At 67.1% G+C, this 11,331-nt stretch carries 2 protein-coding genes; one reads left to right on the forward strand and one right to left on the reverse strand.

Annotated elements, in window-relative coordinates:
- Positions 1-160 precede the first annotated feature (160 nt).
- On the forward strand, positions 161-11,050 hold the full coding sequence (locus ACM0O9_RS01140; RefSeq protein WP_414604253.1) for an autotransporter-associated beta strand repeat-containing protein: 10,890 nt from the start codon (positions 161-163) through the stop codon (positions 11,048-11,050).
- 57 nt (positions 11,051-11,107) lie between these two features.
- Here the strand turns inward: ACM0O9_RS01140 and ACM0O9_RS01145 are convergent.
- A partial coding sequence (locus ACM0O9_RS01145; RefSeq protein ID WP_495495871.1) for a GNAT family N-acetyltransferase occupies positions 11,108-11,331 on the reverse strand: 224 nt, incomplete at its 5' end.

Raw genomic sequence — 11,331 nt, forward strand, 5'->3', positions numbered from 1 at the left:
CGCTGACGTACCTGTCCCGGGGTGCGATCACGTGAAGATGTGAAGATTTTCAGGAGTTAATGCCTTCAGGCCTTGTTCCCGTATCGGGAGCAGGGGTGGACCGCATTGTCTCGAAAAACCTGCCAGCTGTGCCATCCGGTCTTTTCATGGAGATTTGCCGATGAACCGCATTTACCGTCTGGTTTTCAATCGCGCCCTTGGGGTAATGCAGGTTGCTTCGGAGGTCACCCGGAATCCCGGCGGAAGCGCGGTCGGCGCAGGGCGGGTGCCGCGATTGCGGGCGCACCAGCTGGCGGCGGCACTGGCCGCCACACTGGCCAGCGGATCGGCATTCGCGGCGTGTACGGGCACCACGACCGTAAACTGCGACAGCACCACCAACATCAACAACTACTCCAACGCGACCAGCGGCCTCACGCTGAACATTGCCGCGGGTGCGTTGCTGCGTACGCCGCCGTTCGTAGGTGGAGGCAACGCAGCAACGCTGACCGGCGACAACGTGACGGTCAACAACAATGGCACGATCGATCCGAGCTCGATCGTCCTTGCCTCGCCCGGCCTGGTCATCGGTAATGGTTCTGCCAACAACAGCGCGATCGTCGTCAACAACAACGCCAGCGGACAGATCAAGGGTGTCGTCAACATCGCAACGCTGCTGGGCTTCGGTGGACAGGCGCTGGTGGCACAGAATGTCAACGGCACCACCACCATCAACAATGCCGGTCTGATCAGTACGTCGTTGATCGGCGTAGGTAGCGTTTCCGACGCGACCACGGTGGTGACCTATGGTGGCGCGGCAGCCAACGTGACCAACACAGGCACCATCGACGGGCGCGTCGGCCTGGGGGCTTCTGGAGGAAACGCGTTCCTCAATGCGGGGGCGGTCAGCGGCAGCGTTCACCTGGGTGATTCAACCGGCGGAAATACCTTCACCGCAGTGTCGGGTTCCAGCGTTGTGGCCGGCGGCGGCACCGCCATTGCCGGCGTGATTACCGGTGTTACCGGGGTGAAGGTTGCGGCTGCGGGATCGGTCGATGCCGGCATCGGCAGTGGTGCGGCCAACAACACGCTGGTGTTGCAGAACGTCGTCAGCGGCCCGGGGTCCGGCACCGGCGGAGCGGTGACCACACTGGGCTGGAACCAGTACCTCAACTTCCAGAAGCTCACTGTCAACAGCGGTACCTGGAACCTGCAGGGCGCATGGGGCGGATCCGGCCTGACGACGCTCAATGATGGCCTGGTCAATTTCAACAATGCTGGTTCATTCGGCACAGGGCAGTTCACGGTCAACGGCGGTGCCATCGCATCCTCCATGGCCGGTCTGAACCTGGCCAATGCGTTCAGCCTCGGCGGCAATCTATCCCTGGCCGGGACCAATGCGTTCGGCTTGAATGGCGTGCTTTCTGGCGCTGGTGGGCTGACGGTCAACAACACCGGCATTGTTACTCTCGGCGGCGCAAACCTGTTCTCCGGGGGCGTCAACCTCGATGCCGGCGGCCTGCTGCTGGGCAATGCCGGTGCACTCGGCAGCGGCAACCTGACCGTCGGTGGCAGCGCCTCGCTGGATACGACGGCGGGCTTCAACCTGGGCAACAACCTGGTGATCAATGGCGGGGGCTCGCTGAACCTGCTGGGCAGCAATGCGCTGACATTGAGTGGCTCGATATCCGGTGCCGGCAACGTGACCAAGAACGGTGCCGGCACGCTGACCTTGAACGGTGCCAATTCGCTGAGCGGCAGCTTCAACCTGGCCGGGGGCGCGTTGGCGCTGGGCGCGGGCGGCAGCCTGTCGCCCACCGGTGCGATCTCGCTGGACATTGGCACCAGCCTGGATCTTTCGGCGGCGGCCGACCAGACCATCGGCTCGCTGGCCGGCCTCGGCGGTTCGGTCAACCTCGGCAGCCACACCCTGACCCTGGGCGGGCTGGGCAATACCAGCTACAGCGGCACGTTCGCCGCAGGCACCGGCGGCCTGATCAAGGTCGGCACCGGTGTGCAGACCCTGTCGGGCGTCAACAGCCTCACGGGCGGTGTTGCGCTCAACGCCGGTGGCTTGTTGCTGGGCAATGCCGCCGCGCTGGGCAGCGGTACACTCTCTGTCGGCGGCAACACCACCTTCGACGGCACCACGGCGCTGGCGCTGACCAATGCTGTCAGCCTCGCATCGGGTGCCAGCCTGAATCTGCTTGGCGGGCAGGCGCTGACGTTCGACGGGGTGATCAGCGGCGCGGGTGGCCTGATCAAGGATGGTGCGTCGTCACTGACCCTCAACGGCGCCAATACATTCGGCGGCGGTCTGGCGCTCAACGCCGGCAGCCTGGTGCTGGGCAACGGCGGTGCACTGGGAACCGGCGCACTGAGCGTCGGCGGCGCGGTATCGCTCGACGCCAGCACCGGGCTCACCGTGGGCAATGGCATCACACTGGGCGCCGGTGGTTCGCTCAATGTGCTGGGCTCGAACGCGTTGACGCTGGGGGGTGTCATTGGCGGCAGCGGCAGCCTGGTCAAGAACGGCGCTGCCACGCTGACGTTGGGCGGCGCGAACACGTTCACCGGTGGGCTGGCGGTGAATGCCGGAACGGTGGCATTGGGCAGTGGTGGGCGCCTGTCGGCGACCGGCGCGGTCAGCCTGGCCGGCGCTGGCAGCGCACTGGATATCGCGCTGGGTGGCAACCAGACCATCGGTGCATTGTCCGGTGTGGCGGGCAGCACCCTCGCACTGGGCAGCAGTACGCTCACCTTCGGTGATGCCACCAACCAGACCTTCGCTGGCGTGATCGGCGGCACCGGTGGCCTGGTCAAGCAGGGCAGTGGCGTGCAGACGCTGACCGGCGCCAATACCTTCAGCGGTGGGGTGAATCTTGCGGCCGGTGGCCTGGTGCTGGGCAACGCCGGTGCGCTGGGAAGCGGTGCGCTGACGGTCAGTGGCAACGGCTCGCTGGACGCCACTGCGGCGCTGAACCTGGGCAATGCGATCAACCTCGGTGCGGCCCTGACCCTGCCGGGCAGCCAGAACCTGACCCTGGGCGGCAACATCACCGGCACCGGCAGCCTGGTCAAGAATGGCGCATCGACACTGACCTTGAACGGCACCAACACCTTCAGCGGTGGACTGAACGCAAACGCCGGCAGCCTGCTGCTGGGTAACAGCGGCGCGCTCGGTACCGGAGTACTGGGCATCGGCGGCAACGTCACGCTCGATGGCAGCGCCCCGTTGAGCCTGACCAACAATGTTGACCTGGGCGCGGGTGCGGCGCTGTCGTTGCCGGGCTCGCAGGCGATCACGCTGGGTGGCGTGGTGTCCGGTACCGGCAGGCTGGTGAAGAACGGTGCCAGCACGTTGACCCTCAACGGCGCCAACAGCTTCGGTGGTGGGCTCACCGTCAACGGCGGCGGCGTGTTCCTGGGGAACGCCGGCGCACTGGGCACCGGTGCACTGTCGGTGGGCGCCACTGCCACGCTGGACAGTTCAGTAGCGCTGAACCTCGCCAACAACGTCAACCTCGGGGCAGGCGCGGCGCTGGATCTGCTGGGCAGCCAGGACGTGTCACTGGGCGGTCTCATCAGTGGCACTGGCAGCCTGGTCAAGAATGGTACGGCCACGCTGGCGTTGAATGGACCCAACACCTTCAGCGGGGGTGTCGGCCTCAACGCGGGCCTGCTGCAGCTGGGCAATGCGCAGGCACTGGGTACCGGCCAGCTGGACGTGGGCGGCAACGCTTCGCTGGATGCAACGTCTGCACTCACCGTAGGCAACCTCATCGGCCTGGCCGCCGGTGCGAATCTCTCCGTGCTGGGCGGCAATGACCTGACGCTCACCGGTCCGGTATTCGGTGCCGGTGGGTTGATCAAGGACGGCGCGGCCCGCCTCACCCTGTCCGGCGCCAACCTCTACACCGGTGGCACCACCATCAACGCCGGCACGCTGGCGCTGGGGGCGGGCGGCAGTCTTGCCGCAGCCGGAGCGGTGGATCTTGCCGGTGCCGGTGCAACGCTGGACATCTCCGCAGCCGGTGCGGCGCAGACCATCGGCGCGCTGAATGGCGTGGCAGGCAGCCACATGGTGCTGGGCGCGCAGTCGCTGACCTTTGGCGGCGCCAGCAATGGCAGCTTTGCCGGCGTGATCGATGGTGCCGGCGGCCTGATCAAGACCGGTGCCGGCGTGCAGACGCTGTCCGGTGCCAATACTTTCAGTGGTGGCCTTGCACTCAACGACGGTGGCCTGGTTCTGGGCAACGCCAGCGCACTCGGTACCGGTGCACTGGGCATTGGTGGCACGACCACGCTGGACAGCACCGTGGCGCTGAACCTGGCCAACGCAGTGAACTTCGGTGCCGGTACGCAGCTGACGCTGGGTGGCAGCAACGATCTCACTCTCGGTGGCGTGGTGGCGGGCAATGGCAGCCTGATCAAGAATGGTGCGGGCCTGCTGACCCTCAACAACACCAATACCTTCAGTGGCGGCCTGACCTTGAACGGGGGAGGCCTGGTGGTCGGCGCGAATGATGCGCTCGGTACCGGCGCGCTGGCGGTGAATGCCAGTACCACGCTGGACGCGGGCGCGGCAGTGACGCTCGGCAATGCGGTCACGCTGGGCTCGGGCGTCGTACTGACGTTGCCGGGCAGCAATGCGCTGACGCTGTCGGGCGTGGTCGGCGGCAATGGCAGCCTGGTCAAGAATGGTGCCACCACGCTGACGCTGTCCGGTGCCAACACCTACACCGGCGGCACCACCATCAATGCCGGCACGCTGGCGCTGGGCACGGGCGGCAGCCTTGCTGCAGCGGGTGATGTCACGTTGGGTGCAGGCGCTGGCTTTGATATTTCCGGTGCCGGCAGCAGCCAGACCATCGGCGCGCTCAACGGTGCGGGTGGCAGCACCCTGGCGCTGGGCGGCAATTCGCTCACCTTCGGTACGGCCGGCAACGCCGCGTTCGATGGCGTGATCAGTGGCGGCGGCGGTCTGATCAAGGCAGGCGCGGGCGTACAGATGCTGTCCGGAGCCAACACGTTTGGCGGCGGCGTAACGCTCAACGCGGGCGGACTGGTGCTTGGCAATGATGCGGCGTTGGGCACCGGCGCATTGACTGTTGGTGGTGCCGCCACGCTGGATACCACCGGCCTGGCAACATTGGTCAACAACATCGCGCTCAACGCCGGGCTGACCGTGCTCGGGACCAATGCACTGACGCTCAACGGCGTCCTGTCCGGGGCCGGCAGCCTCACCAAGAATGGCAGCGCGACGCTGACCTTGAACGGCGCCAACACCTATAGCGGTGGCACCAACATCAACGCCGGCACGCTGGCGCTGGGCGCCGGTGCCAGCCTGGCGGCGAGCGGTACCGTGAACCTCGCCACCGGTGCCACGCTGGACCTGTCTGCCGGCAGCGGCACGCAGCAGTTCGGCACCCTGGTCGGCAATGGTACGGTGAACCTCGGCGCCAACTCGATCGAAGTGGGCGGCGCCACCGATGGCACCTTCAGTGGCTCGATCGCAGGCACCGGTGGCCTGAGCAAGGTGGGCGCGGGCATCGAGACGCTGACCGGTGCCAACACCTACACCGGCGGCACCTTCATCAATGCCGGCACGCTGGCGATTGGTCCGGGCGGCAGCCTGGCCGCGACCGGCGCGGTGACGCTGAGCGCTGCAGGCACCGGCTTCGATATCTCCACCGCAGGGGCCGGCCAGACCATCGGGTCGTTGAACGGCGTGGCCGGCTCGACGGTGAGCCTGGGGGCACAGACGCTGACACTCGGTGGCGTGGGCAACAGCCTCTTCGATGGCGCGATTTCCGGCACCGGTGGCCTGGTCAAGAATGGCGCCGGCATCCTCACGCTGGGTGGCGCCAATCTGTTCAGTGGTGGCGTTGCACTGAACGGCGGTGGCCTGGTGGTCGGCAACAACGCTGCGCTCGGCAGCGGTGCGTTGACGGTCGGAAGCAACGCAACACTGGATGCAACGACCGGCGTCAGCCTTGCCAACAACATCAGCCTGGCAGCGGGTGCCAATCTTGATCTGCTCGGCAGCCAGTCGCTGGCACTGGGCGGTGTGATCTCGGGTACAGGTGGGTTGATCAAGGACGGTGCGGCCACGGTAACCCTGAGCGGTGCCAACACCTACACCGGGGGGACCACCATCAACAGCGGCACACTGGTAATCGGTGCCGGTGGCAGCCTCGCCGCAACCGGCGCGGTGAACCTGGCCGGTGCGGGCACGCTCGACATCTCCGCGGGTAACCAGGCCATCGGTTCGCTGGCCGGCGTGGCGGGCAGCACGGTGGCGCTGGGTGGCAGCACGCTGACTCTGGGCGGCACCGTGGACAGCACCTTCAGCGGTGTGATCGGCGGCAGTGGCGGCCTGATCAAGAACGGTGCGGGCGTGCAGACGCTCAACGGTGCCAACACCTTCAGCGGTGGCGTGGCGCTCAACGCCGGTGGCCTGGTGGTCGGCAACAATGCTGCGCTGGGCACCGGTACGGTGACGGTCGGAGGCGCTGCGACGCTCGATTCGAACACTGCGGTCATCCTCGGCAACAACTTCATCCTCAACAACGCGTTGACCGTCCTGGGCAGCAACAACCTCACCCTCAACGGCAACCTGAGTGGTCTCGGCAGCCTGACCAAGGAGGGGGCCGCGACGCTGACCTTGAACGGCACCAACACCTACACCGGCGGCACCAACATCAACGCGGGTACGCTGGCACTGGGCGCGGGCGCGAGCCTGCACGCCAGTGGCATCGTCAACCTGGCCTCGGGGGCGACCTTCGATCTGTCGGCAGGCAGCGGCACGCAGCAGTTCGGTACCCTGATCGGCAACGGCACGGTGAATCTGGGCGCCAACACGCTGACGATCGGAGACGCCACCAATGGCACGTTCAGTGGCTCGGTGGCTGGCTCCGGTGGGCTGATCAAGGAAGGCTCCGGTACCCAGACGTTGACCGGCACCAACACCTTCACCGGTGGCACCACCATCAATGCCGGCACGCTGGCGATCGGCGCCGGTGGCAGCCTCGCTGCGACGGGTGCGGTGAACCTGGCCAACGCCGGTACCACCTTCGACATCAGTGCGGGGGGCGCGCAGGCGATCGGTTCGCTGGCAGGCGTGGCAGGCTCTTCAGTGGCGTTGGGTGGCAGCACGCTGACCCTCAATGGCGTGGGCAACACCACGTTCGCCGGCACCATCGGAGGGGCGGGGGGGCTGGTAAAGAACGGCGCAGGCATCCAGGGCTTGACTGGCGTCAACGTCTTCACGGGCGGCGTGACCCTCAATGCCGGTGGCCTGCTACTGGGCAACGACGGTTCACTGGGAACCGGTGCGCTGACCGTAGGCGGCAACGCCAGCCTGGATGGCACCAGCGCGCTGACGCTGGCCAACACCGTGCAGCTGGCCAGCGGCACGCTGACTCTGGGCGGCAGCAACGCACTGACCTTGAACGGCCCGATCAGCGGTGCCGGTGGCCTGCTGAAGGATGGCGCGGCGACGGTCACCCTGGGCGGTGCCAGCAGCTATACCGGCACCACCACCATCAACAGTGGGACGCTGGCGGTGGCAGCCGGCGGCAGCCTGTCCGGTGCCAGCACGGTCAACCTGGCCGGTGCCGGTACGCTGGATATCAGCGCCGGTGGCAGCCAGAGCATCGGAGGCCTCGCTGGCGTGACCGGTTCCAGCGTGGTGCTGGGCGGTGCAACCCTGACCACCGGCGGCAACAACGGCAGCACGACCTTCGCCGGCGTGCTCAGTGGTACCGGCGGCCTGGTGCAGAGCGGTACCGGCACGCTGATCCTCAGTGGCGACAACACCTATACCGGAGGCACCACCATCAACGGTGGCAGTACGCTGCATATCGGCAGCGGCGGCAGCACCGGTTCGGTGCTGGGCGACATCACCAACAACGGCAGCCTGGTCTACAACCTGGGTACGATGGCCACCGTCGGCGCGGTGGTCAGCGGCAGCGGCGGCTTGACCCAGGCCGGCAGTGGCACGCTGGTGCTGACCGGCAACAACAGCTACACCGGTGGAACCACGATCAATGCCGGTGGCACATTGCAGATCGGCAACGGCGGTGCGACCGGCGCGATCGTCGGCGACATCACCAACAACGGTGCGCTGGTATCCAACGTGGCCGGCAACACCACGCTCGGTGGCACCATCAGCGGCAGTGGCGGCCTGACCCAGGCCGGCAGCGGCACGCTGACCCTGACCGGCAACAACACCTATACCGGCGGCACCACCATCAGTGCCGGCGGCACGCTGCAGGTGGGCAATGGCGGTGCGACCGGCGCGATCACCGGCAACGTTGCCAACAACGGCAGCCTGGTGTTCGACGTTGCGGGCAACACCACGGTCGGCGGTGCGATCAGCGGCAGTGGTGGCCTGACCCAGGCGGGCAGCGGTGTGCTGACCCTGGTGGGCAACAACACCTACACCGGTGGGACCACCATCAATACCGGCGGCACGCTGCAGGTGGGCAACGGCGGCGCGACCGGCGCCATCGCTGGCGACATCACCAACAATGGCGCGTTGATTTCCAACGTGGCCGGCAACACCGCGCTGGGCGGCACCATCAGTGGCAGCGGCAGCCTGACCCAGGCCGGCAGCGGTACGCTGCTGCTGACCGGGACCAACACCTATACCGGCGGCACAACCATCAACGCCGGCAGTACGCTGCAGCTGGGCAATGGCGGGGCAACGGGCTCAATCGTCGGTGATGTCACCAACAACGGCACGCTGGTGTCCAGCGTGGCGGGCAATACCACGCTGGGCGGCACCATCAGCGGCAGTGGCGGCCTCACCCAGGCCGGCAGCGGTACGCTGACCTTGACCGGCAACAACACCTATACCGGCCCGACCACGATCAACGCGGGTGGCACGCTGCAGGTAGGCAATGGCGGTGCGACCGGTGCCATCGGCGGCAGCGTCACCAACAACGGCAGCCTGGTGTTCAACGTAGGCGGCACCACCACCGTCGGCGGTGCCATCAGTGGTAGCGGTGGTCTGACCCAGGCGGGCACCGGTACCGTGATCCTTGCCGGCAACAACACCTATACCGGCGGCACCACCATCAACACCGGCGGCACACTGCAGGTCGGCAATGGCGGCGCCAGCGGTGCGATCACCGGTAATGTCAGCAACAACGGCAGCCTGGTGTTCAACGTCGGCGGCAACACCACGGTGGGCGGTACCATCAGCGGCAGTGGCGGCCTGACCCAGGCCGGTACCGGCACCGTGACCCTGACCGGCAACAACACCTATACCGGCGGCACCACCATCAATGCCGGCGGCACCGTGCAGGTCGGCAATGGTGGGGCCAGTGGCTCGATCACCGGCAACATCACCAACAACGGCGGCCTGGTCATCAACACCGGTGGCACCACCACGCTTGGCGGCAACATCACCGGCGGCGGCAGCATCGTGCAGGCCGGCCCGGGCACGCTGAATCTGGGCGGCAACAGTGGTGGCTTCAGCGGCACCGGCCAGGTCACCGGCGGCGGTTTGAATGTCACCGGCACGATCGGCGGCCAGTGGACCATCGGCAGTGGTACGACCCTGTCCGGCACCGGCACCATCGGTGGTACCGGCGGTGGCGTGACGGTGTCCAGCGGCGGCGTGCTGTCGCCGGGCAATGGCGCGGGCAATGGCAGTGGTGCAGGCAATGGCACCGGCACGATCACGGTGGGCGGCAATCTGAACCTGTCACCGGGCAGCACGCTGGGCATCGACCTGGGCGCCACCGGCAGCGACACGGTGCAGGTGGGCGGCAGCGCGAATGTGGGCGGCAGCACCGTGCGGGTGAATACCATTTCGCCGAGCACCAGCTACCAGCAGGGCCAGCAGTACACGGTGGTCAATGCGGGCGGTGGCGTGAGTGGGCAGTTCGCCTCGGCAACCTCGCCGTCGGCCTTCCTGACCATCACCCCGGTCTACACCGCCAACACGGCCAACCTGCAGATCGACGTGGCACAGACCGCAGCGTTCACCACCGTGGCCAACACGCGCAACCAGTACAACACCGCCGCGGCGCTGGACAGCCTGCCGCAGAGTGGCGCGGCCCTGGGCCTGTACAACACGGTGCTGATGTATGACGCCGGCACTGCGCGCAGCGCATTCGAACAGCTCTCCGGTGAAGTGCACGCGGCCAGCCGCGCGGTGCTGCTGTACGACAACTACCTGGAAGAAGGCATCCGCCAGCGACTCGGCAGCGAGTTGCCGACCGTGCGTGGCGAGCGCGCTTCGGCCTGGTTGGCCGGCAGCGGCAAGGTGTTCAGGCAGGATGGCGACGGCAATGGCGATGAGATCCGCGCCAATCGCAATGCGCTGATGGCCGGTGTCGACTGGCAGCTGGGCGAGCATGTGGTGCTGGGTGCAGCGGCCGGCAACGAGCGGCTGGATACGCGGCTGTATGATCGCAGCTCGCGGGCCCGCCTGCGTGGCCACACGTTCGGCCTGTATGCACAGGGACAGTGGAACAACGGCTTTGCGGTGGGTGGCAGCGTGTCGCGCGGTGACTACCGGACGCGCACTACGCGTGAAGTGCCGTTGTTGGGCCAGACCCTGTACAGCCGCCAGGATTCCGATGTGACCATCGCCCAGGTGGAAGGCAGCTGGACATGGACCCATGGCAGGACCCAGCTGCAGCCCTATGTGCAGTTCACCAAGCACTGGGTCGACAGCGATCGTGCGGTGGAGCAGGGCGGCAGCGCGGCACTGGTGCTGGAAGGCGGCAAGGACACGCTCAATGTCAGCACCGTGGGCGTGCGTGGGCGCTGGGACGTGGGCAGCGGCGAGCGCTTCCCGGCGCAGCTGACGGTCGGCCTGGGTTGGCAGCATGCGTCGGGGGATACCGATGTGGCCAGCCGCAACCGCTTTGCGGTCGGTGGTGATGCCTTCGATGTCTACAGCGCGGTGATGGCACGCAATGCCCTGGTCAGCCAGGTGGGCGTGGCGGTCGGCCTCGGCCGCAACAGCCAGCTGTCGATGTTCGTACAGGGCCAGCATGGCGATGGCCGCCGCGATGTGGGTGGGCAGATCAACCTGCGCGTCGGGTTCTGAGCAGGGGATGCCTGCGGTAGATCCACGCCCTTCGTGGATGGCACCGGGGCGGGAGCGCTAGAGCTCCCGCTCCATTTCAACGGCGTCGATCCCGGCGCCATGCCCATCGGGCACGATGCGCGTCACCTGGAAACCCAGGCCGGCATAGAAGCCCTGGGTGTGCTGGCTGGTGCTGAGCGCGATGCGGTCGATCGACGGATCGCTTTCAGCCTGGTGCAGGCGCGCGAGTGCCAGTTCGCGGCCCAGTCCCTGGCGGGGGGGGGGGGGGGGGGGGGGGGGGG

The organism is Stenotrophomonas sp. FR012 (assembly GCF_047520565.2).
GTDB lineage: Bacteria > Pseudomonadota > Gammaproteobacteria > Xanthomonadales > Xanthomonadaceae > Stenotrophomonas > Stenotrophomonas sepilia.

Coding starts and splice junctions, on each gene's coding strand:
- ACM0O9_RS01140 (WP_414604253.1), top strand. CDS start 161: ATGAACCGCATTTACCGTCTGGTTTTCAATCGCGCCCTTGGGGTAATG.